Raw genomic sequence first — 22,904 nt, 5'->3', positions numbered from 1 at the left:
TCTTCTTCTTTGTTCCTACGGGGTTATGCGGTAATCTCGTTAACCGAGATCAATCCGTTGTTGGGGATGACCGGGCGGCATGGGGGATGGCGGCGGAATGGCGGGACAGTGACGGCGACCTTTCTCCTGATCCGCCACGCGGCCCATATCGATCTCGACCAGCGGCTGTCGGGTCGTCGCGCCGGTGTACCGCTGAGCGAGGCCGGACGCGCGCAGGCGGCGGCGCTCGGCCGCGGCCTGGCAGCGCGACGCGCCGACATGCCGATCGAGCGGATCGTATGCAGCCCGCTCGACCGCACGCGCGAAACCGCCGCCGCGATCGCCGCCGCCTGTGGCCTGCCGGCGCCCGAACCGGTCGACGCGCTCACCGAAATCGACCTCGGCGACTGGACGGGCATCGCCTTCGCCGATCTCGGCGGACCGGCCTGGCAGGCGTGGAACGATCATCGCGACACCGCCCGCGTCCCCGGCGGCGAGACGATGGCGGAGGCGCAGGCGCGGATCGTCGGCTATATCACCACCGCCGCGACGCAGCAGGACGGCGCGCATATCACGCTGGTCAGCCATTCCGACATGATCCGCGGCGCGGTCGCCTTCGCGCTCGGCCTGCCGCTCGACCGGCTGCTCCGCTTCGACGTCGGCCCCGCCTCGGTCAGCCGCATCGTCGTCGGCGACTGGGGCGCCAGGCTCATCAGCCTCAACGAACAGGTCGCTGCATGACACCCGAAACGCTGCAAGCCGAGGTCGATCGCCTCGCCCCCTGGTTCCACAACATCGACCTCGGCCACGGCATCCACACCGCGCCCGATCATTTCCTCGGCGACTATCCCCGCTTCAAGTACCGGCGCTTCGCCGATGCGCTGCCCGCCGACCTCACCGGCCGGTCGGTGCTCGACATCGGCTGCAACGCCGGTTTCTATTCGGTCGAGATGAAGCGGCGCGGCGCCGCGCGGGTCGTCGGCATCGACAGCGACGAACGCTATCTGGACCAGGCACGGCTGGCGAGCGCGGCACTCGGCCAGGAGGGGATCGAGTTCCGCAACCTCTCCGTCTATGACGTCGCTGCGCTCGGCGAGCGGTTCGATCTCGTCATCTTCATGGGCGTGCTCTACCATCTGCGCCACCCGTTGCTCGCGCTCGACCTGATCCGCGAGCATGTCGCCGGCGACCTGATGCTGTTCCAGACGATGCAGCAAGGTTCGACCGAGATCGCCCCGGTGCCGGAGGACCATCCCTTCTTCGTCCCCGGCACGCACACGCCTCCGCCGCTGTTCGACGAACCCGGCTATCCGAAGCTGCACTTCATCGAGCAGCGCTTTGCCGGAGACTGGACCAACTGGTGGGCGCCCAATGCCGCGGGAAGCGCGGCGATGTTGCGCGCGGCGGGCTTCCGGATCGAGCAGCAGCCGGAGGCCGAAGTCTATCTGTGCCGCATCGCCGCCGTCCCCTATCAGGCATACGGACCGGCCGCGGTCTATCCGGCGAAAGGGAGGCAGGCATGATCGAAGCCGCGATGATCTGGAACGAGCCCAACAACAAGTCGCATTGGGATGTCGAGGTCGATCCCGACTGGTCGATCTTCGCCGATACGGTGATCCGCGCCGGACAGGCGATCCATGCGGTCAACCCGGCGGTGACGCGCGTGCTCGGCGGGATGAGCCCGATCGATCCCGACTGGGTGCGGCGGATGCGCGGCTACGGCGCACTCGACGCGGTCGACGTCGTCGCGGTGCACGGCTTTCCGCTCGACTGGAACCTGTGGCCGATCCACGCCTGGCCCGACAAGATCGCCGAGATCGAGGCGGTGGTGCCCGACAAGCCGATCTGGGCGACCGAGGTCGGCGTCGGCAGCTTCGGCGCGGAAGAGGTGCAGCAATTCGGCGTGCGCCGCACCGCCGAGCTGCTGCTCGACCGCGTGCCGCGCGTCTTCTGGTATTCGCTGTTCGACCTGCCGCAGAGCTGGGGCGCGACGACGCGGCACCGCGAGGCGGAAGGGTCGAGCTATTACCGCCACTTCTACATGGGCCTGATCCGCGAGGACGGCACGGCCAAGCCCGGCCTCGACGATTATGCCGCGGTCGCCGACCGGATGGGCCTGATGCAATGGTTCCATTATCAGGACCCGCGGCTCGACGAGGCGGTGGCGTGGATGAAGCGGCTCGGCACCAAGCGGCTGCGCACCGGCCTCAGCTGGGCGGACAGCTTCCGCCCGGACGCGATCGACTGGTTCGACCGGCAGATGGAGGCGCTCGCCGATTTCGACGTGACGGTGACCTTCTGCTTCACGCCCGAGCATCTCGGCGTCCAGCCGCATCACAGCAGCGCGGCGCGCGACCCGCAGCAATTCGCCGATTTCTGCGCCTGGATGATCGACCGCTATGCGCCGGCGCGCCCCTCCGCCGTGGCGGCGGAATGAGCGTCGCGCGCGGCGGCGGCGCGATCGCGCTCCGCGTTCGCTCGGCCGGGCGATATTGCCATGCAGCGTCGACGCCATGCCGGGCTCGTTCATGAAGGATAGATCGTTGCAGAACCAATTGGGTGCAGAGCGCATGCCAGCGGCCGTGCTGACCGCGCCGGGGCAGATCACGCTGACCGAGGCGCCGCTGCCGCAGCCCGGCCCCGGCGAAATCCGGCTCAAGCTCGAAGGCTGCGGCGTCTGCGCCTCGAACCTCGAGCCCTGGGCGGGTCTGCCGTGGCTGACCTATCCCGGCGAGCCGGGCGGGCTCGGCCACGAAGGCTGGGGCCGGATCGACGCGCTCGGCGCGGGCGTCAGCGGATTGGCGGTCGGAGACCGGGTCGCGGCGCTCTCCTATCGCAGCTTCGCCGGCTATGACGTCGCGCCGGCCGACCGGGTCGCGCCGCTGCCCGCCGCACTCGACGGGCAGCCCTTTCCGGGCGAGCCGCTCGGCTGCGCGTTCAACATCTTCCGCCGCAGCGACATCCGTGCCGGACAGACGGTGGCGATCATCGGCATCGGCTTTCTCGGCGCGGTGCTGACCAAGCTCGCCAGCGATGCCGGCGCACGCGTCATCGCCATCTCGCGCCGGCAGGAAAGCCTCGACCTCGCCCGCCATTACGGCGCCGCCGAGACGATCGTGATGGACGATCACTGGCGGATCATCGAAACGGTCAAGGCGCTCACCCCCGGTGACGACGGCGAACCGCGATTGTGCGAGCGGGTGATCGAGGCGGTCGGCAAATCCTGGCCGCTCGACCTCGCCACCGCGCTGATCGGCTTCGGCGGGCGGCTGGTCGTCGCCGGCTATCACCAGGACGGGCCGCGCCAGGTCAACATGCAGGAATGGAACTGGAAGGGCATCGACGTGGTCAACGCGCACGAGCGCGATCCGGCGGTGCAGATGCAGGGTCTGCGCGAGGCGATCGACGCGGTGGCGAGCGCGCGGTTCGATCCGACGCCGCTCTACACGCATCGCTATCCGCTGGGGCAATTGGCCGAGGCACTGGATGCGACGCGCGACAAGCCGGCCGGCTTCGTCAAGGCGCTGGTGGAACTGGAATAGCAATCCTCCCCGGCACGGGGAGGGGGACCAGCGCAGCTGGTGGAGGGGGGCCTCCACAAACGATATCGCTTGCGGCGAGCCCCCTCCACCACCGCTACGCGGCGGTCCCCGGCATCGGGTCGGATCGTCCCCCGGACGGATCCTTGAGCATGCGGGGCATGCTCAAGCCGCTGGCCCCGTCCCGGGGAGGAATTACGTACAAGGACGGGTGATGACTAAGCCACGCGTGGGATTTCTGGGGACAGGATGGATCGGGCGCCATCGCATGGCGGCGATGGCCGAGACGGGCGCGATCGAGGTCGCGGCGATCTGCGACCCGTCGGCGGACTGCGTCGCCGAGGCCCGCGCCGTCGCCCCCGAGGCAGCGGTGGTCGAATCGCTCGACGCAATGCTGTCGCTCGGGCTCGACGGGGTGGTGATCGCGACGCCCTCGGCGCTGCATGCCGATCAGGCGGTCGCCGCTTTGTCCGCCGGCGCGTCGGTGTTCTGCCAGAAGCCGCTCGGCCGTTCCGCCACCGAAGCGCAGGTGGTGATCGACGCGGCGCGCGCCGCCGACCGGCTGCTCGGCGTCGACCTGTCCTACCGCCATACCGAGGCGATGCGCGCGATCGCCGGCCTCGTCCGCGACGGTACGCTCGGCGACGTCTTCGCGATCGATCTCACCTTCCACAACGCTTACGGCCCGGGCAAGCCATGGTTCTTCGATGCGGCGCAGTCGGGCGGCGGCTGCGTCATCGACCTCGGCGTCCACCTCGTCGACCTCGCCTTGTGGACGCTCGATTTCCCACCGGTATCGGACGTGACGGCGCAGCTGCGTGCCGGCGGCAGGCCGCTCGCCCCCGGCGGTGTCGAGGATTATGCCGTCGCGCAGTTCACCGCGGGCACGGCCATCGTTCGCCTCGCCTGTTCGTGGAATCTCCACGCCGGCCGCGACGCGGTGATCGAGGCGGCCTTCTACGGCAGCCGCGGCGGGGCGGCGCTGCGCAACGTCGATGGCTCCTTCTATGACTTCACGGCGCAGCATTTCGCCGGTACGCACGCGACCACGCTGACCACGCCGCCCGATGCCTGGGGTGCGCGGTCGGCTGCCGTTTGGGCGGAGCAGCTCGCTGCCTCGCCCGCATTCGATCCTGCCGCGGCCCGGTTCGCGCGCAGCGCCGAGGTGCTCGATCGCATCTACGGCCGATAGGAAGGACAGACGCAGGCCTATGGGCGATTCAGGCACCGACCGATCCGGGTTGCTCGTATGCGACCGCAACGTCTGGCGTATCGCCCACGCCGACCGCCTGTCGGTGATCGTCGACGCAGACCGCTATTTCGGCGTCGCGCGCGAGGCCTTCCTGCAAGCCAAGCGGCGGATCATGCTGGTCGGCTGGGACTTTGACGCGCGAATCCGGCTGGTCGGCAGCACGGTCAGCACCGAAGGGCCGGAAACGGTCGGCGACTTCCTCTACTGGCTGGTCGAGCGCAATCCCGAGCTGGAACTCTATCTGCTGCGCTGGGATGTCGGCGCGCTCAAATCGGTGCTGCGCGGCAAGACGATGTTCACCGTGCTCAAATGGGCGCGCCACCCGCGCATCCACGTCAAGCTCGATCACCATCACCCGACCGCCTCGTCGCACCATCAGAAGATCGTCTCGATCGACGATTGCCTCGCCTTTTGCGGCGGCATCGACATGACCGCCGAACGCTGGGACACGCGCGCGCATCGTGACGACGATCCGGGTCGCAAGCTGCCCGGCGGCAAGCCCTACAAGCCGTGGCATGACGCGACCACCGCCATCACCGGCAAGGCCGCCGCCGCGCTCGCCGAATTGTGCCGTGCGCGCTGGCAGCTCGCGACCGGCGCGAGCCTGCCGGCGGTCGAGGTCGCGGGGAGCTGCTGGCCGCCGTCGCTCGACACGATGTTCGAGGACGTCGATCTCGGCATCGCGCGCAGCCAGCCCGAGATGCCCGATTCGCCCGCGGTGACCGAGGTCGAGGCGCTGTTCCTCGACCAGATCCGTTCGGCCAAACGCCATATCTATTGCGAAAGCCAGTATTTCGCCTCGCGTCGCATCGCCGAGGCGATCGCCGCGCGGCTCGACGAGGTGGACGGGCCGGAGATCGTCATCGTCAACCCGCTCACCGCGCAAGGCTGGCTCGAACCGCTGGCGATGGACACCGCGCGCGCGCGGCTGGTCGAGACGCTGCGGCGGCGCGACACCCACGGGCGGCTGCGCCTCTACCATCCCTTCACGCGCGGCGGCACCGCGATCTACTGCCACGCCAAGATCACCATTATCGATGACCAGCAGTTGCGCGTCGGCTCCGCCAACATCAACAACCGCTCGCTGCGCCTCGATACCGAATGCGACGTGATCCTCGACGCGGCGCGCCATCCCGATGCCGGGCTCGAAGCCAAGATCCTCGCGGTGCGCAGCGACCTGATCGCCGAGCATCTCGACGTGCCCGCCGAACGCGTCGACCAGTTGCTCGAACAGACCGGCTCGCTGATCGAGACGATCGAGCGATTGCGCGGTCCCGGCCGCTCGCTGCGGCCCTATAGCGTGCCCGACCTCGACGGGCTGGAGGAATGGCTCGCCGACAATGAGGTGCTCGACCCCGAGGGGCCGGGTGAGATGTTCGAGGCGGTCGCGCACCGCGGCCTGTTCCGCGGTCGCCTCCGCCGGTCGTGAGGCGGGGGCCGCAGCCCCCGCCCCGCCGCCCGGTCAGAAGCCGCCGGAGAGCGTGAAGAACGCCATCCGCGGCGGCTGCGCATAGGTGTTGTAGGTCTTCGTGATCCCCACCCCGCCGATCTCATAGATGCCGCGACGCGCGGTCAGGTTGGTGATGTTGACCGCGAAGCGCAGGTTGTGCAGCCCGGCGATGCGATCCTGCGGCAGCGTATAGGCCGCCTGGAGATTGAGCAGAAACCGCCCCGGCACCGACTGGTCGTTGGTATAGGTGGCGAAGCGGCGACCGACGTAATCGCCGATCACTTGCGTCTCGAACGGCCCGTCGGCGAGTGTCAGCACCGTCTTGTTGAGCCAGCGCGCGACGTTCGGCACGTCCTTGCCCGCGGTGCGGATGATGCTGCTGCCGCTGGTATAATCATCGGCATAGCGCGACCGGTTGTACGACAGCGCATTGTACAGCGACACCGCCGGCCCGAAGCGCAGCGTCGCCGCCGCGTCGATGCCGTTGGTGCGCACCGCGCCGACGTTCTGGAGGATGCTCGCACCGCCGAGCACCGATCCGATCACCTGCGTCGAGCTGATCTGCAACAGGCGGTTGCTGAAATCGACGTGATAGGCGCTGACCTGCGCCTCGATCGCGGTGAGCGGGCCGGCCTGAACCCGCCGCCGGGTGCGGACGCCGGCCTCATAGGTCCAGGCGCTCTCCGGCTGGGTATTGGCCTTGATCGCTTCAAACAGGTCCTGGCTGCCGACGTTATAGGGCGACAGGCCGGCGGCGATCGACGCCTGGAACTGGCGGACGTTCTGCTGGATATGGCCGAACACCTGATCGTCGGCGGTCACGTCCCACACCGCGCCGATCGCCGGCAGGAACCATTTGCGCGTGTTGAGCTTGCCTTCCGGGTAGCGGGTCGACGCGCCGCCGGGCAGCGGCATCGCGTTGGGCAGCGGCTGGGTCGGGACGCGGCCGTCGGCGAATTGCAGGCTCGACTTAAATCCGGCCTCGACCGCAAGATTGGGGGTGACGTGCCAGCGGTCCTGCAGATGCAGCTGCACCACGTCATAGCTGACGACGCTGGCATATTGCGTCAGCTTGCGCAGCGCGGGATCGGCCCATTCATAGGGCGACGGCGGCGCGGCATCGACCGGCACCGCATACCAGCGGCGGAAGATTGTGTTGCGGTTATGCTCATACCAGCCGCCGAGGCCGATCTCGTGGTCGCCCGCGGTGATCGCCAGCGACGAGAGCCAGCCCCGGCGGTCGATGCCATATTCGGTGGTGCGCAGCGCATAACCCGAACCGCCGAACACCGACTTCAGGTTCTGGCCGGGAAAATAGACGGCGAACAGCCCCGGCAGCCCCGCCGCCGACACTGGCCCGACGATCTGCCCCTGCCCTTCGTCATGATGACCATAGACCTGATTGGAGAAGGTCACCGCGTCGCTGAAGCGATAATCGTATTTGACGTAGAACAGATAATCGGTGCGCTGCGCATCGCCGTAATAATTGCTGTAGTTATTGGGGTTGTTGGCCGGCGGCTTGCCGTTGGCATCGACATAGGCGAGCGCGGCCTGCCAGTCCGGATAGAGGACGGTGCGGAAATAGGGCTCGATCCCGCCGGCATTGTGCGCGACCGAATCCTGATTGGGCTCCGCCTTGTCGGAGAATGCCGCATAGCCGGTCAGCGTGCCATGCTCGCCCTTGTGGACGAATTTGGCATTGCCCTGCCAGCCGCCCTGGTTGGCGCGAAATTCCCAGGCGCGCGCCTTCTGGCGGACGATCGACAGATAGCCGCTGTTGGTGCCGCCGAGCGCCTCCGCCGCGCCGCTGTCGATGCGCAGATAGGTTCGCTGCGCGTCATAGCTGCCGAGCGTCTGCGCGAAGCGGACGCCGGCGCGGGCGGCAGGGGCGCTGGTATAGGTCTCCAGCCCGCCGCCGAGATTGCTCGCCGAGGCGGTGGCGAGGTCGGCGGCGCCCGAGGCCAGCCGGACCGAGCCGACATCCTCGCTGATCACCGCACGCTGCGGCGAGAGGCCGTTGTAATTGCCGTAGGACTGGTCGCCGAGCGGCACCCCGTCGAGCGTGAAGCCGAGCTGGTTCTGGTTGAAGCCGTGGACGATCAGCGAGATGTTCTGCTCGTTATTCCCCCACGGATCGGCGGTTTCGAACTGGACGCCGGGCAGCGTCTGGATCGCCTTCACCGGATTGACGCCGGGCAGCACCTTCTGGATCTCGGCGCCGTCGAGCGTCACCGCCGATCGCGTCGTCCGCGTCGCGGTGACGACGACGACGCCGTTGGCATCGTCCTCCTGCGGCGCAGGGGTCACGGCGGCCGGTTCAGCTGCGGCAGCCGCCTGTGCCGCCGCAGCCGAAGCCTGACCGAGCGTGGCCAGCGAAACCGCCAGCAGCAAAGCGCCGCGGCGCCGATGCACCGCGTTGAACATCCGTGACATAATGATCCCCAAATCCGCCGCATCACCGCGGCGTGATCGGGGCCGTTACGGACGCTATGTGACGGTTCCCGGTCGGATTGATTGCGCTACCAAGTCGAACGCCAAAGTGTTGCGGCAAACCGGCGTTTCACGCCATGACGTGGCGATCGCGCAACACCGTGGCGCGGTGGCCGGGCGCGGCACGCGGCGTGCGCGTCTTGATCCCGTCGACCATGATCCAGTCGTTGGTGACGCGATCGGCGGCGACCGTCATCGCCATATAGCCGCGCCGCGACGTGTCGCACCATTTCAGCTCCGGGTTGGCGCGGACCAGCGCGGCGGCGACGCGCGCCGGATCGGTCTTGAGGCTGCTCTCGAACCCCGGCGAGGTGACGCTATGCCCGGCGAACTCGACCGCGGCGGGGCGGCCGTCCTGCGCGAGATCATAGGCCCAGGCGTTGTGGCTGTCGCCGGAGATCACCACGGTATTGCCGCCAAGCTGCTGCACCGACCTGAGGAAGCGCGCGCGGGCGGCGGGATAGCCGCCCCAATTGTCGTAATTGAACGGCAGGCCGAGCTGCCCCGCGACGACGCCGGCGTGGACATAGCCCTGCGCCGCCGGCGTCATGTCGGCGAGCCATCGCTCCGTCTCCGCCGGCATCACCGTCGCGCCCATGATCGTGCCGAAGCCGACGATCTGCCACGGCCGGCCGCTGCGCACCGAGGCGCGCATCGCATGCGCGAGCCACACCTCCTGCTGGCTGCCCATCATCGTCGCAGCCGGGTCCTGCCATGCGCCGTCGCGGAACGCCTTGAGCGCCGTTGCCGGATCGGCGGCGCGGAACAGCGGCGCGATATCGGGCTGGCGCGTGCGCGCGAGCAGCCGCGTCTCGGTGCGGAACAGCGTCGCGAGGCCGCCGATATCATAGGCCCGCCACGGCTCGTCGGACACCGGCATCCATTCGCGATAGGCCTGGATCGAGGCGGCACGGCGGGCGTTCCAATCGCCTTCGGTGGCGGGATCGTGGTTCTCGGCGCCGCCCTCCCAGCTGTCGTTGGCGCTCTCGTGATCGTCCCACTGGACGATCATCGGCATCGCCGCGTGCAGCGCCTGGAGATCGGGATCGGCGCGATAGCTGCCGTAGCGCAGCCGGTAATCGGCGAGGTGGATCGTCTCGGCGAGCGGCGCCGGCGTGCGGCCGGGCACCGCGTCGGCGGGCAGCGGATAATGCGCCGGCGCATATTCGTAGAAATAGTCGCCGAGGTGGATGGCGCAGTCGAAATCGCCCTGGGCGACCGCATGCGCATAAGCGTTGAACCAGCCGAAGCCGATGTTCGAGCAGGAGAAGATCGCCGCGCGCCACGGCGTCATGCCGTCTTCGGGCAGGGTCGCGGTCCGGCCGACCGGCGAGCGGCTGCCGTCGGGGGCGACGAAGCGGTAATGATAGCGGCGGCCGGGCTGCAAGCCGTCGACGGTGATCTTGGCGGTATGATCGCGCCATGGCCCGGTGATCTGCGCGCCGCCGGCGACGATGCGCGCGAAATCCGGCGTCTCGGCGACCTCGACGCGCAACTCGACCGCGCCGCCGTCGGCGGGGACGTAGCGCGTCCACAGCAGCATCGAATCGGCGGCGGGCTCGCCGCTCGCCACCGCATGGGTGAAGCCGCGCGCCGCGCCCATCGCCTGCACGGCGAACGCGCCGCCCGGCAAGGCGGTCGCGCCCAGTCCGATCATCGCGGTCTTGATCAGCAGGCGGCGGTCGAGAATCATAGCGGGCTCCTCCAAAAGCTTGGCCGCCATGCCGCGCGATTGTGAAAGCCGCGCGACGCCAGTGCTTTTCGGTTGCAGATGATTAGTTACCTAACTATCTAGCGGCCGTGACCTCCCCCACCCCTGCCCAGATGCGCGCTTTCTCCGCCCACCTCGTCCCGCTCGGCCGGCGCTACCGACGCGCGCTCGACAACGGGCTCGCCGGCCTGTCGCTGTCGCATACGCCGGCGCTGGCGGTGATGCTGATCGGCCGCGCCAGGGAAGGCCTGCGCCAGGGCGCGCTCGCCGACCAGCTCGGGGTCGAGGCGCCGTCGGTGGTGCCGCTGATCGACCAGCTCGAACGCAGCGGCTTCGTCGAGCGGCGCGTCGACAGCACCGACAAGCGCGCGCGGCTGCTCCACCTCACCCCGGCCGGGACGACGCTCGCCGCGCAGGTCGAGGAACGCACCGCCGAGATCCGCCAGACGCTGCTCGCCTGTATCGAGGCGGAGGAGCTCGTCATCGCGACGCGCGTGCTCGACCGGCTGCACGCGACGATGGCGCGTCTCGACGCGCAGGGCTGAGCAACGACGATGCGGATCGGCCTGCGCGAGACGGTGTTCTCCGCCAATTGCTTCGCCGCGGCGATGCTGGCGCTGTTCGTCTCCTTCTCGCTCGGGCTGGAGCGGCCGTTCTGGGCGATGGCGACCGTCTATATCACCAGCCAGCCCCTCAGTGGCGCGGTGCGATCGAAGGCGGTGTTCCGGCTGATCGGCACGATCGTCGGCGGCAGCGTCGCGGTGCTGCTGGTGCCGGCGCTGGTCGACGCGCCGCTGCTGCTGTCGCTGGCGCTCGCCGGCTGGGTCGCGCTGTGCCAGTTCGTCTCGCTGCTCGATCGCACGCCGCGCTCCTACGTCTTCATGCTCGCGGGCTATACGGCCGCGCTGATCGGCTTCCCGTCGGTGACGCATCCGGAGATGATCTTCGACACCGCGATCCTGCGCGTGCAGGAGATCGGCATCGGCGTGCTCAGCGCCGCGATGATCCACGCCGTCGTCTGGCCACGCAGCGTCGGCCAGGTGTTCGGCGCGCGCGTCCGCGTCGTGCTTGGTGAAGCGGAGCAGTGGATCGGCGACGTGCTCGCCCCCGTCCCCGCATCCGGCACCGCCCGCGCGCGGCGCAAGCTCGCCGGCGATATCACCGACCTTCACGTCACCGCGACGCACATTCCGTTCGATACCGCCCGGCTGCGCCCGACCCGCGCGGTGCTGACCGCGATGCAGGACCGGCTCGTGCTGCTGATCCCGCTCGTCTCGGCAATCGAGGACCGCTGGCGCCAGTTGCGCGAGCAGACGCCCATGGAGGTCGCCGCGGCGGTCGCGTCGGTGCGTGGCTGGGTGAGCGACTCTGCCCTCTCCGCCGAACCCGTGCTCGCCGAACTGCACGCCGCCCGCACGGCGGCGGACACCACGACCTGGCGCGACCTGCTCGCGCTCAACCTGCTCGCCCGGCTCGAGGAGCTGGTGCTGGCACTGGGCGAGACCCGTGCGCTCGCCGCCGCGGTGGCGCAGCCGGGCAGCCGCCCGCCGGTGTCCGTGGCGAGCGTCACCCGCCCGCTGCACCGCGATTATGGTCTCGCGGCGCTGTCGGCCTTCGCGACGTTGCTCTGCGTACTCGGCTGCTGCCTGTTCTGGATCGCCACCGGCTGGCCGGAGGGCGCGGTGGCGGCGATGATCGCGGCGGTGGTCTGCTGCTTCTTCGCGACGCTCGACGATCCGGTGCCGGCGCAGCGCGGCTTCCTGATCTGGACGATCGCCTCGCTGCCGCTCGCCGCACTCTATCTCTTCGCGATCCTGCCGGCGATCGACGGTTTTGCGATGCTGACGCTGGCGATGGCGCCGCCGCTGCTCGCCATGGGGGCGGTGATGGCGCTGCCGAGCTGGTACGGTCGGATGGTGCCGATGCTGATCGGATTCGCCGGCGGCCTCGCGCTCACCAATCGCTTCACCGTCGATGCGGCGAGCTTCTTCAACGGCAATGTCGCGCAGGTCATCGGCATCGCCGCGGCGATGATGACGACGCGGCTGGTGCGCAGCATCGGCGCGGGCACCGCGATCCGCCGCCTGCGCCGCGCCGGCTGGCGCGACCTCGCGCAGCTCGCCGAACGCCCGGTCGACACCGCCGCGGGGCAGGTCACCGCGTGGCGCAGCCGCATGCTCGACCGCGTCGGCCTGCTCGCCAGCCGCATCGGCGAGGTCGAGGACGAGGAGCGCGACGCCGCCGCGGCGACGCTGCGCGAATTGCGCGTCGGGCTCAGCATCGCGCAGATCGCGCCGCTCGCCGATCAGGCGCCGTTGCGCAGCGCGCTCGCCCGGCACTTCCGCGATCTTGCCCGCGGCGACGAGGCGACGCCGTCGGCGGAGCTTCTGGCGCAGATCGACGAGGCGCTGGCGGCGGGCCAGGCCATCGCCGATCCGGCGCAGCGGCGCGACGCGATGGTCAATCTCGTCGGCCTGCGCCGCAACGTCTTTCCGGCGGCGAACGACTGGCAGGATGCGAGGGCGGCGGCATGACCGGCGACATCGATATCGCCGGGGTCTTCGTCCACCCGCTGCTGCTCGCCGCGATCCTCGCCTTCGCCGCTGCCGAGCTGATCGGCTGGGCGCTCGCCCGCGCGCACCTCTATCGTTTTGTCTGGCATCGCGGCCTGTTCGATGTCGCGCTGACCGTCATCCTGTGGGCCGGCATCGCCGGCCTGATCACCGGCGGCGACCCCGCCAGCCTGCTCGGCCCGAGCCCGTTCGGCTAGAAAGCTTATGACCCTCCATCCTTCGTTGCGCGTCACCTTACGGATCGGCGTCACCCTCGCCCTCGTCCTGCTGGCGGTCGTCGCCGGCCGCCGTCTCTGGGACCATTACGAGACCGAGCCGTGGACGCGCGACGGCCGCGTCCGCGCGGATATCGTCCAGGTCACGCCCGACGTCTCCGGCCTCGTCACCGAGGTGCTCGTCCGCGACAACCAGCCGGTCGCGGCGGGAACGCCGCTGTTCCGCGTCGACCGGCCGCGCTACCGGCTGGCGGTGGCGCAGGCGGAAACGGCGGTCGCGGCGCAGCGCGTGCTGCTTGCGCAGGCACGGCGCGAGGCGCAGCGCAACCGCACGCTCGGCGACCTCGTCGCCGGCGAGGTGCGCGAGCAGGGCGACGCCAAGGTCGCGCAGCTCGCCACCGCCTTGTCGCAGGCGCAGATCGCGCTCGCCACCGCGCGGCTCAACCTCGCCCGGACCGAGGTGCGGGCGAGCGTCGCCGGTACGGTCAGCAATCTCGACCTGCGGCCCGGCGACTATGCCACCGCCGGTCATCCGGAATTCGCGATCATCGACCGCGGCTCGCTGCATATCATCGGCTATTTCGAAGAGACCAAGCTGCCGCGCGTCCATGTCGGTGACCCGGTGCGGGTGCGGCTGATGGGCGACGATCAGGCAATCACCGGCCATGTCCAGAGCATCGCCGGCGGTATCGAGGATCGCGACCGCAGCGCCGGCGCCAATCTGCTCGCCAACGTCAATCCGACCTTCAGCTGGGTGCGGCTCGCGCAGCGCATCCCGGTGCGGGTGGCGATCGACCGGCTGCCGCGCGGCGCGATGCTCGTCGTCGGCCGCACCGCGACGGTCGAGGTGATGCCGCGGACGCCGCACGACAAGGGGGCGACGGCATGACCCGCCGCCTCGGCCTCGCCGCCGCCACCGCCGCACTGCTCGCCGGCTGCTCCACCGCCGGCCCCGACTATCACCGGCCTGCGGCGGCGGTGATCGACCGCCCGGCCGCGGCGGCGCCGTTCGTCGGCGGCAACGAGGCCGCTTTTGCCGCGCTGGCGCCGGTGCCCGATCGCTGGTGGCAGCTCTATCGCGATCCGCTGCTCGACCGGCTGGTCGAACAGGCGCTCGCCGCCAACACCGATCTGCGCGTCGCCACCGCCAATATCGCGCGGGCGCAGGCCTCGCTCGACGTCGCCGAGGATGGCCGCCGCGTGCAGACCGCGTTGCAGGCGGCGCCCGGCTACGGCCAGCGTTCGGCCGAGGAGGAATTGCGGCCCGGCGCCGCGCTGCCGCGGTCGTTCGTCTATGCGGCGAGTGCGGGCATTTCCTACCAGCTCGACCTCGCCGGGCAGGTGCGCCGCGCGATCGAGGCCGCCGATGCGGATGTCGCCGCGACGCGCGCCGCCTATGACAGCGTCCGCATCACCGTCGCCGCGGATACGACGCGCGCCTATCTCGATGCCTGCGCCTCGGCGCGCGAGATCGCCGTCGCGCAGCGCGCGCTCGACCTGCAACGGCGGACGACGCAATTGACGCAGCGGCTGGTGCGCGCCGGGCGCAGCGGTTCGCTCGACGCGACCCGTTCGACCGCGCAGGAGGCGCAGGTCCGCGCGACGCTGCCCGGCTTGCAGGCGACGCAGCGGCTCGCGCTCTACCGGCTCGCGACGCTGACCGGCCGCCCGCCCGCCGAGTTCGACCGCGACGTCGCCGCCTGCACCGGCGAGCCGCATCTCGACCGGCCGATCCCGATCGGCGACGGTGCCGCCTTGCTCCGCCGCCGCCCTGACGTGCGCCGCGCCGAATGGGAGCTGCGTGCCGCCACCGCCCGGATCGGCGTCGCCACCGCCGACCTCTATCCGCGCATCGCGCTCGGCGCGTCGATCGGCTCCGTCGGCCTCGCCGAGAACGCCTTCGGCAGCGACACCTACAAATTCTCGCTGGGGCCGCTGATCAGCTGGCAATTCCCCAACCGCACGCGGGTGCGCGCGCGGATCGCCGCGGCGCAGGCCGACAGCGACGCCGCTTACGCACGTTTCGACGGCGCGGTGCTCACCGCGCTGCGCGAGACGGAAAGCGGCCTCACCGTCTACGCCCGCGACCTCGACCGCGTCGCCGCCCTGCGCGATGCCAGCCGGCAGGCGGGCAAAGCGGCACGCGATGCCGAGACGCTGTTCCGCGCCGGGCGGACCGGCTTCCTGCCGGTGCTCGACGCGCAGCGCACCGCGATCGGCGCCGACCAGACGCTCGCCGCGGCGGAAAGCCGGCTCGCCGGCGATCAGGTGCAGCTGTTCCTCGCGCTCGGCGGCGGCTGGCAGGCGTGATCATGCGGCGGAGCGATCCGCCGCCTGCGTCGTTCCTGTCGCGCCCCCTTTCGGACAGGACATGCCATGACCGACGATCCCCGCACCAGCGCGCCGACCGAATTCCCGAACGAACCCGAACAGCCGCGCCCCGGCCTCGAAGACAAGATGCGCACCCGCCCCGATCATGGCGAGGACAGCTATCGCGGCAAGGGCCTGCTCGACGGCCGCGTCGCGCTGATCACCGGCGGCGACTCCGGCATCGGCAAGGCGGTGGCGATCGCTTATGCGCGTGAAGGCGCCGACGTCGCCATCTCATACCTCGCCGACGAGCAGGTCGATGCCGAGGACACCAAATCGTGGGTCGAGAAGGCGGGCAGGCGCTGCCTGCTGCTGCCCGGCGACATCCGCAGCGTCGCGCAATGCAACGCGCTGGTCGAGCGCACCGTCGGCGAGCTCGGCAAGCTCGACATCCTCGTCAACAACGCCGCCGCGCAGACGATGAACGAGGATCTCGCCAGTATCGACGATGCAGAGATGGAGGGCGCCTTCGCCGCTAACGTCTTCGCGATGATCCGCCTCGCCAAGGCCGCCGCGCCACACCTCAAGCCGGGATCGGCGATCGTCAACACGACGAGCATCCAGGCCAAGGTCGCGACCGAGAATATGATCGTCTATGCCACCACCAAGGGAGCGATCGCCAGCCTGACGATCGGCCTGTCGAACCTGCTCGCACCCAAGGGCATCCGCGTCAACGCGGTCGCACCGGGGCCGGTGTGGACGCCGATCCAGCCGATCGCCAAACCGACCGACGAATTGAAGACGCTCGGCCAGTCGACCCCGCTCGGCCGCGCCGGCCAGCCCGGCGAACTCGCCCCCGCCTATGTCCTGCTCGCCTCGGCGGAGGGAAGCTACATGACCGGCGCGGTGGTGCCGGTGACCGGCGGCGGGCCGATGTACTGATCCCGCTGACGCGGAATGTTGCGAGAGGCGGCGGCGGCAGGCGTGATAGCGCGCCTTGCCGCCGCTGACTTTGAAATTTCCATCCTCGATCCGAATGCCTAAAAGACCAGCAAAACATGTTGGAGAGCAGGATGGCTGAGCTGGATTTCGCCCTGGGCGAGATGGCCGATACGATTCGTGAGACGACGCGCCGCTTCGCGCTCGACCGGATCGCGCCGATCGCTGCCGCGGTCGATGCCGAGGATCGCTTCGCACGCGAACTGTGGCCCGAGATGGGTGCGCTCGGCCTGCACGGCATCACCGTCGAGGAAGCGGACGGCGGGCTCGGCCTCGGCTATCTCGAACATCTCGTCGCCTGCGAGGAGATCAGCCGCGTTTCCGCCGCGATCGGGCTCAGCTATGGCGCGCACTCCAATCTCTGCGTCAACCAGATCCGCCGCTGGGGCAATGCCGAGCAGAAGGCGAAGTATCTGCCCAAGCTCATCTCCGGCGACCATGTCGGCAGCCTCGCCATGTCGGAGGCGGGCGCAGGATCGGACGTCGTGTCGATGAAGCTGCGCGCCGACAAGGTCGATGGCGGCTGGCGGCTCAACGGCACCAAATTCTGGATCACCAACGCCGCTTATGCGGATACGCTGGTCGTCTACGCCAAGACGATCCCCGACGGCGGGTCGAAGGGCATTACCGCCTTCCTGATCGAGAAGGACTTCGCCGGCTTTTCCATCGGGCAGAAGATCGACAAGGTCGGCATGCGCGGCTCGCCCACCGCCGAACTGGTGTTCGACGATTGCTTCGTGCCCGACGCGCAGGTGATGGGGCCGCTCAATGGCGGCGTGAAGGTGCTGATGTCGGGACTCGATTACGAGCGCGTCGTGCTGTCGGGCATCCAGCTCGGCATCATGCAGGCGTGCCTCGACGTCGTATTGCCCTATGTCCGCGAACGCCGGCAGTTCGGCCGGCCGATCGGCGAGTTCCAGCTGATGCAGGCCAAGGTCGCCGACATGTATGTCGCGCTCAACGCGGCGCGCGCCTATGTCTATGCCGTCGCCAAGGCGTGCGACGCGGGGCAGACGACGCGCTTCGACGCGGCGGGCTGCATCCTGCTCGCCTCGGAAAGCGCGGTGAAGGTGGCCGGCGAGGCGATCCAGGCGCTGGGCGGCGCGGGCTATACCAAGGACTGGCCGGTCGAACGCTATTGGCGCGACGCCAAGTTGCTCGACATCGGCGCCGGCACCAACGAGGTGCGCCGCATGCTGATCGGCCGCGAGCTGATCGGCCATGACGCGCCGCGCGCGCAATGACGACGCTGCGTACCGCGATCGACGCGACCTCGGCCGAGTTCACCGCCAACGCCGCGCACAATCGCGCACTCGCCGACACGCTGCGCGACCGGATCGCGGCGAGCGCGCTCGGCGGATCGGAGCAGCATCGCGCCCGCCATGTCGCGCGCGGCAAGCTGCTGCCGCGCGATCGCGTCGAGCGGCTGCTCGATCCCGGCTCGCCGTTCCTCGAGATCGGCGCGCTGGCGGCGAACGGCATGTACGACGATGCCGCGCCCGGCGCCGGGATGATCGCCGGCATCGGCCGCGTCTCGGGCCGCGAATGCCTGATCATCGCCAACGATCCGACGGTGAAGGGCGGCGCCTATTTCCCGATGACGGTCAAGAAGCACCTGCGCGCGCAGGAGATCGCGCGCGAGAACCGCTTGCCGTGCATCTATCTGGTCGATTCGGGCGGTGCCAATCTGCCGCATCAGGCGGAAGTCTTCCCCGACCGCGATCATTTCGGCCGCATCTTCTTCAACCAGGCGCAGATGTCGGCGGAGGGGATCGCGCAGATCGCCTGCGTGATGGGCAGCTGCACCGCCGGCGGCGCCTATGTTCCCGCCATGTCGGACGAGACGGTGATCGTCCGCAACCAGGGCACGATCTTCCTCGCCGGCCCGCCGCTGGTCAAGGCCGCGACCGGCGAGGTGATCTCGGCGGAGGAACTGGGCGGCGCCGAGACGCATGCGCGCAAGTCGGGCGTGGTCGATCACGTCGCGGAGAACGACGAACACGCGCTGCTGATCGTCCGGGACATCGTCGCGACGCTCAACCGGCCCAAGGCGGTCGACATCGAAGTCACCGATCCCCGCCCGCCGCTGCTCGACGCGCAGGACCTCTACGGACTCGTGCCGCAGGACGTGCGCGCGCCCTATGACGTGCATGAGGTGATCGGGCGGATCGTCGACGGCTCCGACTTCCACGAATTCAAGCCACTGTACGGCACCACGCTCGTCTGCGGCTTCGCGCGCATCTGGGGCATGCCGGTGGCGATCCTCGCCAATAACGGCGTGCTCTTCTCGGAGAGCGCGCTCAAGGGCGCGCATTTCATCGAGCTCGCCTGCCAGCGCCGAGTCCCGCTGCTGTTTCTCCAGAATATCTCGGGCTTCATGGTCGGCGGCCGATATGAGGCGGAGGGGATCGCCAAGAACGGCGCCAAGCTCGTCACCGCGGTCGCCACCGCCTCGGTGCCGAAGATCACGTTGTTGATCGGCGGCAGCTTCGGCGCGGGCAATTACGGCATGTGCGGCCGCGCCTATTCGCCGCGCTTCCTGTTCAGCTGGCCCAATGCGCGCATCTCGGTGATGGGCGGCGAACAGGCGGCGAGCGTGCTCGCCACCGTCCACCGCGACGCCGACGGCTGGACGCCCGAACAGGCCGAGGCGTTCAAGGCGCCGATCCGCCAGAAATACGAAGACGAGGGCAATCCCTATTACGCGACCGCGCGGCTGTGGGACGATGGCATCATCGACCCGGTGCAGACACGCGACGTGCTCGGCCTCGCCTTCTCCGCGGCGCTCAACGCGCCGATCCCCCAGTCGCCGTCGTTCGGCGTGTTCCGGATGTGATGGCCATGATCGACAGCCTGCTCATCGCCAATCGCGGCGAGATCGCCCGCCGCATCATCCGCACCGCGCGGGCGCTCGGCATCCGCACCATCGCGGTCCATTCCGATGTCGACGCCGCCATGCCCTTCGTCCGTGAGGCCGACGCGGCGGTGTGCATCGGCACCGCGCCCGCCGCCGACAGCTATCTGCGCCAGGACCGCATCCTCGCCGCGGCGCGCGAGACGGGCGCAAGCGCGATCCACCCCGGCTACGGCTTCCTGTCGGAGAACGCCGACTTCGCCGAGGCGGTGATCGCCGCCGGGCTGATCTGGGTCGGCGCGCCGCCGGCGAGCATCCGCGCGATGGGCCTCAAGGACGCCGCCAAGCAGCGGATGATCGCCGCGGGCGTACCGGTCACCCCCGGTTATCTCGGCGACGATCAATCCCCCGCCCGGCTGCAGGCGGAGGCCGATGCGATCGGCTATCCCGTGCTCATCAAGGCGGTCGCCGGCGGCGGCGGCAAGGGCATGCGCAAGGTCGATGCGCGCGAGGAGTTCGCCGAGCTGCTCGCCAGTTGCCAGCGCGAGGCCGCCGCCTCGTTCGGCAACACGCAGGTGCTGATCGAGAAATACATCCTGTCTCCGCGCCATATCGAGGTGCAGGTGTTCGGCGACCGCCACGGCCAGGTCGTCCATCTGTTCGAGCGTGATTGCTCGCTCCAGCGCCGCCACCAGAAGGTGATCGAGGAGGCCCCTGCCCCCGGCATGGACGCCGCGACGCGCGCCGCGGTGTGCGACGCCGCGGTCAAGGCGGCGCGCGCGGTCGACTATGTCGGCGCGGGGACGATCGAGTTCATCGCCGACGGCTCCGATGGGCTGCGCGCCGATCGCATCTGGTTCATGGAGATGAACACCCGGCTGCAGGTCGAGCATCCCGTCACCGAAGCGATCACCGGACAGGATCTGGTCGAATGGCAGTTGCGCGTCGCCGCGGGCGAGCCGCTGCCGCGCCGGCAGGAGGATCTCGCCATCCACGGCTGGGCGATGGAGGCGCGGCTCTATGCCGAAAATCCGGCGAGCGGCTTCCTCCCCTCGACCGGCCCGCTCGACCGGCTGCACTTCCCGCCCGGGGTGCGGGTCGACAGCGGCGTCGAGCAGGGCGGCGCGGTGACGCCTTATTACGACCCGATGATCGCCAAGCTGATCGTCCACGGCACCACCCGGCGCGAGGCGGCGGCGAAGCTTGCCGCGGCGGCACGGGATACGCAGGTATGGCCGGTGAAGACCAACGCCGCCTTCCTCGCCCGCGCGGCGGCGCATCCCGCCTTCGTCGCCGGCGCGGTCGATACCGGCTTCATCGAACGCCACGGCGACGATCTGATCCCCGCTGCCGACCCCTCGCCCGCCGTGCTCGCCGCAGCGGCGGCGGCGCTGCTGCCCGAGGGACGCGATCCGTGGGTCGGGCTGCGCGGCTTCCGGGTCAACCGGACGCCGGTGACATCGGTCGCGGTCGCGGTGGCGGGCCGCACGCATCTCGTCGCGCAGCCGCGCGCCGCGGGCCACAATCAGGACGGCGTGCTGTTCCTCGACGGCGAGGCATGGCCGTTCGGCCTGCCCCGCGCCGATCTGCTCGCCGGCGGCAGCGAGGGCGACGGCGCGATCCTCTCGCCGATGCCGGGCCGGGTGATCGCGGTGCTCATCGCCCCCGGTCAGGCGGTGACGCGCGGTGAACGGCTGCTGGTGCTCGAGGCGATGAAGATGGAGCAGGCACTGGTCGCGCCGTTCGACGGCCGCGTCGCCGAACTCAAGGTCGCCGAGGGCGCGCAGGTGCCCGAAGGCACCCTGCTCGCCCGCATCGCGACGGGAGAGGAATGATGGCAGGACGCGCCTACGACGCCTGGCAGGTCGGCGACCGGATCGCCCACGACATCCGCCGTACCGTCACCGAGACGGACAATCTGCTCTTCTCGACGATGACGCACAATCCGCAGCCGCTGCACATCGATGCCGAGGCGGCGCGGGCGAGCGAGTTCGGCCAGATCCTCGTCAACGGCACCTTCACCTTCGCGCTGATGATCGGCCTGTCGGTCGGCGACACAACGCTCGGCACGCTCGTCGCCAATCTTGGCTATGACAGACTGGTGATGCCGAAGCCGGTCTTCCTCGGCGACACGCTGCGCGCCGAGACCGAGGTGGTGGCGCTCAAGGACAGCCGCTCGCGGCCCGATGCCGGGATCGTCACCTTCGCGCACCGGATGCGCAACCAGCGCGATGAGATCGTCTGCGAATGCCTGCGCACCGCCCTGCTCAAACGGTCGGCGGCATGAGGCTGCGCTCGCTGCTGTTCGTGCCGGGCGACCGGCCGGAGCGGTTCGCCAAGGCCGAGGCGAGCGGCGCCGACGCGCTGATCCTCGACCTCGAAGATGCGGTGGCGGCGGCGGCCAAGCCCGCGGCGCGCGCGGCGGTGGCGGCGCGGCTGCGCGAGCCGCGCGGATCGGTAAGGCTGTTCGTCCGGATCAACCCGCTCGATGGCGGCTTCGTCGCCGACGATCTCGCCGCCCTGCGCGGCCTCGCCCCCGATGCGATCGTCCTGCCCAAGGCGGAGGGCGCTGCGAGCCTGACCGAGCTTGCGCAACGGCTGGCCGCGGTCGGGATCGCCGCACCGGTGCTGCCGATCGCCACCGAAACCCCCGCGGCGATCTTCGCGCTCGGGAGTTACGCGCAGGCAGAGGTCCCGCTCGCCGGCCTCACCTGGGGAGCGGAAGACCTGCCTGCGGCGATCGGCGCGACGACCAGCCGCGAGGACGACGGCCGCTACACGCCGCCCTATGAGATGGCGCGATCCCTGACCCTGTTCGCCGCGCATGCCGCGGGGGTGGCGGCGATCGACACCGTCTATCCCGCGTTCCGCGACCTCGACGGGCTCGCCGCTTATGCCGCCCGCGCGGCGCGCGACGGCTTCACCGGGATGATGGCGATCCACCCGGCGCAGGTCGCCGCGATCAACGCCGCCTTCACCCCGACCGAAACGCAGATCGCCGCGGCCCGCCGCATCACTGCCGCCTTCGCCGCGGCGCCCGACGCCGGCGCACTCCAGGTCGACGGCCGGATGGTGGATGCGCCTCATCTGAAACAGGCGCAGCGGCTCATCGCCCGTGCCGGAGCAGATGCCGCGGCAGACTAGAGGCTGCCGGCGAAGATCCTCCGGCGGCAAGGCGAACGATCAATCGCGATAGTCCGTATCGGTGACCGGATCGAGCCACGTCACTGCGGAGCCATCGACGCTTTCGGTCATCGCGACATGGCTCATCCCCGTCGTCGCGGTGGTGCCGTGCCAGTGGCGCTCGCCAGCGTCGAAGACGATCGTATCGCCCGGCAGGATCTCTTCACGTGGACTGCCCTCGCGCTGCGCCCAGCCCCTGCCCGCGGTGACGATGATCGTCTGGCCGGCGGGATGTGTGTGCCAGACGGTGCGCGCGCCGGGCGCGAAGGTGACGAGCGCGGAGCCGGCCCGGCCGATTGGCCGCGACGACATTGTCGAGGCGCACGTCGCCGGTGAATCATCCCGGCGT

Annotated in this window: 20 protein-coding genes; 17 read left to right on the top strand and 3 right to left on the bottom strand. The window is 69.9% G+C overall.

Annotated features, from left to right (window positions below):
- Positions 1-108: 108 nt before the first annotated feature.
- The 6 genes from PBN85_RS06775 to PBN85_RS06750 all read left to right on the top strand — a co-directional run bounded on the left by PBN85_RS06775 (position 109) and on the right by PBN85_RS06750 (position 6,199).
- Positions 109-720 carry a histidine phosphatase family protein gene (locus PBN85_RS06775; protein WP_271300533.1) on the top strand — a complete coding sequence of 204 codons (612 nt, stop codon included), beginning with the start codon at positions 109-111 and terminating at the stop codon, positions 718-720.
- Entirely contained in the window at positions 717-1,502 is a 786-nt protein-coding gene (locus PBN85_RS06770) for a TIGR04290 family methyltransferase (RefSeq protein WP_037530623.1), read from the top strand. The genes PBN85_RS06775 and PBN85_RS06770 overlap by 4 nt, the downstream gene beginning before the upstream one ends.
- Positions 1,499-2,416 carry a glycosyl hydrolase gene (locus PBN85_RS06765; RefSeq protein WP_037530622.1) on the top strand — a complete coding sequence of 306 codons (918 nt, stop codon included), beginning with the start codon at positions 1,499-1,501 and terminating at the stop codon, positions 2,414-2,416. The genes PBN85_RS06770 and PBN85_RS06765 overlap by 4 nt, the downstream gene beginning before the upstream one ends.
- 133 nt (positions 2,417-2,549) lie before the next feature.
- Positions 2,550-3,521, top strand: coding sequence for an MDR/zinc-dependent alcohol dehydrogenase-like family protein (locus PBN85_RS06760; RefSeq protein ID WP_271300532.1), 972 nt, complete (start codon positions 2,550-2,552; stop codon positions 3,519-3,521).
- Positions 3,522-3,732: 211 nt separating this feature from the next.
- The gene (locus tag PBN85_RS06755; protein WP_271300531.1) at positions 3,733-4,710 is read left to right on the top strand and encodes a Gfo/Idh/MocA family protein; all 978 of its coding nucleotides are present in this window, start codon (positions 3,733-3,735) and stop codon (positions 4,708-4,710) included.
- A 19-nt stretch (positions 4,711-4,729) separates the two neighbouring features.
- Positions 4,730-6,199: a phospholipase D-like domain-containing protein gene (locus PBN85_RS06750; RefSeq protein WP_271300530.1), complete on the top strand. Its 1,470-nt coding sequence runs from the start codon at positions 4,730-4,732 to the stop codon at positions 6,197-6,199.
- 33 nt (positions 6,200-6,232) lie between these two features.
- On the opposite strand, the gene PBN85_RS06745 is transcribed toward PBN85_RS06750, so the two are convergent.
- Both PBN85_RS06745 and PBN85_RS06740 read right to left on the bottom strand, forming a co-directional pair.
- Positions 6,233-8,527, bottom strand: coding sequence for a TonB-dependent receptor (locus PBN85_RS06745; protein WP_271300529.1), 2,295 nt, complete (start codon positions 8,525-8,527; stop codon positions 6,233-6,235).
- 253 nt (positions 8,528-8,780) lie between these two features.
- Complete coding sequence (locus PBN85_RS06740) at positions 8,781-10,403, bottom strand: alkaline phosphatase D family protein (RefSeq protein ID WP_271300528.1); 1,623 nt, start codon at positions 10,401-10,403, stop codon at positions 8,781-8,783.
- Between the two features lie 107 nt (positions 10,404-10,510).
- Here PBN85_RS06740 and PBN85_RS06735 point away from each other — a divergent pair, with 107 nt between their 5' ends.
- The 11 genes from PBN85_RS06735 to PBN85_RS06685 all read left to right on the top strand — a co-directional run bounded on the left by PBN85_RS06735 (position 10,511) and on the right by PBN85_RS06685 (position 22,516).
- Complete coding sequence (locus PBN85_RS06735) at positions 10,511-10,966, top strand: MarR family winged helix-turn-helix transcriptional regulator (protein WP_037530616.1); 456 nt, start codon at positions 10,511-10,513, stop codon at positions 10,964-10,966.
- 9 nt (positions 10,967-10,975) lie between these two features.
- On the top strand, positions 10,976-12,955 hold the full coding sequence (locus tag PBN85_RS06730) for an FUSC family protein (protein WP_271300527.1): 1,980 nt from the start codon (positions 10,976-10,978) through the stop codon (positions 12,953-12,955).
- Entirely contained in the window at positions 12,952-13,191 is a 240-nt protein-coding gene (locus PBN85_RS06725) for a DUF1656 domain-containing protein (RefSeq protein WP_037530614.1), read from the top strand. The genes PBN85_RS06730 and PBN85_RS06725 overlap by 4 nt, the downstream gene beginning before the upstream one ends.
- 7 nt (positions 13,192-13,198) lie before the next feature.
- On the top strand, positions 13,199-14,098 hold the full coding sequence (locus PBN85_RS06720; protein WP_271300526.1) for an efflux RND transporter periplasmic adaptor subunit: 900 nt from the start codon (positions 13,199-13,201) through the stop codon (positions 14,096-14,098).
- Positions 14,095-15,519, top strand: coding sequence for an efflux transporter outer membrane subunit (locus PBN85_RS06715; protein ID WP_037530611.1), 1,425 nt, complete (start codon positions 14,095-14,097; stop codon positions 15,517-15,519). Before PBN85_RS06720 ends, PBN85_RS06715 begins: the two co-directional genes overlap by 4 nt.
- 66 nt (positions 15,520-15,585) lie before the next feature.
- Positions 15,586-16,461, top strand: coding sequence for an SDR family oxidoreductase (locus PBN85_RS06710; RefSeq protein WP_037530610.1), 876 nt, complete (start codon positions 15,586-15,588; stop codon positions 16,459-16,461).
- A 131-nt stretch (positions 16,462-16,592) separates the two neighbouring features.
- A complete protein-coding gene (locus PBN85_RS06705) occupies positions 16,593-17,762 on the top strand; it encodes an acyl-CoA dehydrogenase family protein (protein WP_037530609.1) in 1,170 nt (389 codons plus the stop codon).
- Positions 17,759-19,354 (top strand): carboxyl transferase domain-containing protein, encoded by a 1,596-nt coding sequence (locus PBN85_RS06700; protein WP_271300525.1) that lies wholly within the window; start codon positions 17,759-17,761, stop codon positions 19,352-19,354. The genes PBN85_RS06705 and PBN85_RS06700 overlap by 4 nt, the downstream gene beginning before the upstream one ends.
- Positions 19,355-19,359: 5 nt before the next feature.
- Positions 19,360-21,207, top strand: a complete 1,848-nt coding sequence (locus PBN85_RS06695) for an acetyl/propionyl/methylcrotonyl-CoA carboxylase subunit alpha (protein WP_271300853.1) — start codon at positions 19,360-19,362, stop codon at positions 21,205-21,207.
- The gene (locus PBN85_RS06690; protein ID WP_037530607.1) at positions 21,207-21,659 is read left to right on the top strand and encodes a MaoC family dehydratase; all 453 of its coding nucleotides are present in this window, start codon (positions 21,207-21,209) and stop codon (positions 21,657-21,659) included. Before PBN85_RS06695 ends, PBN85_RS06690 begins: the two co-directional genes overlap by 1 nt.
- Positions 21,656-22,516: an HpcH/HpaI aldolase/citrate lyase family protein gene (locus PBN85_RS06685; protein WP_037530605.1), complete on the top strand. Its 861-nt coding sequence runs from the start codon at positions 21,656-21,658 to the stop codon at positions 22,514-22,516. Before PBN85_RS06690 ends, PBN85_RS06685 begins: the two co-directional genes overlap by 4 nt.
- A gap of 39 nt (positions 22,517-22,555) precedes the next feature.
- On the opposite strand, the gene PBN85_RS06680 is transcribed toward PBN85_RS06685, so the two are convergent.
- Complete coding sequence (locus PBN85_RS06680) at positions 22,556-22,867, bottom strand: (R)-mandelonitrile lyase (protein ID WP_271300524.1); 312 nt, start codon at positions 22,865-22,867, stop codon at positions 22,556-22,558.
- Positions 22,868-22,904: the final 37 nt, after the last annotated feature.

Source organism: Sphingomonas sp. CV7422, assembly GCF_027945725.1.
Taxonomy (GTDB): Bacteria; Pseudomonadota; Alphaproteobacteria; order Sphingomonadales; family Sphingomonadaceae; genus Sphingomonas; species Sphingomonas kyungheensis.
The sequence above is the reverse complement of the archived record's forward strand: the minus strand, read 5'-3'. Positions and strand labels throughout refer to the sequence as shown.

What these genes read in the sequence shown, in the direction of transcription:
- PBN85_RS06770 (WP_037530623.1), top strand. Translation starts at nt 717, where the DNA reads ATGACACCCGAAACGCTGCAAGCCGAGGTCGATCGCCTCGCCCCCTGG.
- PBN85_RS06765 (WP_037530622.1), top strand. Translation starts at nt 1,499, where the DNA reads ATGATCGAAGCCGCGATGATCTGGAACGAGCCCAACAACAAGTCGCAT.
- PBN85_RS06760 (WP_271300532.1), top strand. Translation starts at nt 2,550, where the DNA reads ATGCCAGCGGCCGTGCTGACCGCGCCGGGGCAGATCACGCTGACCGAG.
- PBN85_RS06755 (WP_271300531.1), top strand. Translation starts at nt 3,733, where the DNA reads ATGACTAAGCCACGCGTGGGATTTCTGGGGACAGGATGGATCGGGCGC.
- PBN85_RS06750 (WP_271300530.1), top strand. Translation starts at nt 4,730, where the DNA reads ATGGGCGATTCAGGCACCGACCGATCCGGGTTGCTCGTATGCGACCGC.
- PBN85_RS06740 (WP_271300528.1), bottom strand. Translation starts at nt 10,403, where the DNA reads ATGATTCTCGACCGCCGCCTGCTGATCAAGACCGCGATGATCGGACTG.
- PBN85_RS06730 (WP_271300527.1), top strand. Translation starts at nt 10,976, where the DNA reads ATGCGGATCGGCCTGCGCGAGACGGTGTTCTCCGCCAATTGCTTCGCC.
- PBN85_RS06725 (WP_037530614.1), top strand. Translation starts at nt 12,952, where the DNA reads ATGACCGGCGACATCGATATCGCCGGGGTCTTCGTCCACCCGCTGCTG.
- PBN85_RS06720 (WP_271300526.1), top strand. Translation starts at nt 13,199, where the DNA reads ATGACCCTCCATCCTTCGTTGCGCGTCACCTTACGGATCGGCGTCACC.
- PBN85_RS06715 (WP_037530611.1), top strand. Translation starts at nt 14,095, where the DNA reads ATGACCCGCCGCCTCGGCCTCGCCGCCGCCACCGCCGCACTGCTCGCC.
- PBN85_RS06710 (WP_037530610.1), top strand. Translation starts at nt 15,586, where the DNA reads ATGACCGACGATCCCCGCACCAGCGCGCCGACCGAATTCCCGAACGAA.
- PBN85_RS06705 (WP_037530609.1), top strand. Translation starts at nt 16,593, where the DNA reads ATGGCTGAGCTGGATTTCGCCCTGGGCGAGATGGCCGATACGATTCGT.
- PBN85_RS06700 (WP_271300525.1), top strand. Translation starts at nt 17,759, where the DNA reads ATGACGACGCTGCGTACCGCGATCGACGCGACCTCGGCCGAGTTCACC.
- PBN85_RS06695 (WP_271300853.1), top strand. Translation starts at nt 19,360, where the DNA reads ATGATCGACAGCCTGCTCATCGCCAATCGCGGCGAGATCGCCCGCCGC.
- PBN85_RS06690 (WP_037530607.1), top strand. Translation starts at nt 21,207, where the DNA reads ATGGCAGGACGCGCCTACGACGCCTGGCAGGTCGGCGACCGGATCGCC.
- PBN85_RS06685 (WP_037530605.1), top strand. Translation starts at nt 21,656, where the DNA reads ATGAGGCTGCGCTCGCTGCTGTTCGTGCCGGGCGACCGGCCGGAGCGG.
- PBN85_RS06680 (WP_271300524.1), bottom strand. Translation starts at nt 22,867, where the DNA reads ATGTCGTCGCGGCCAATCGGCCGGGCCGGCTCCGCGCTCGTCACCTTC.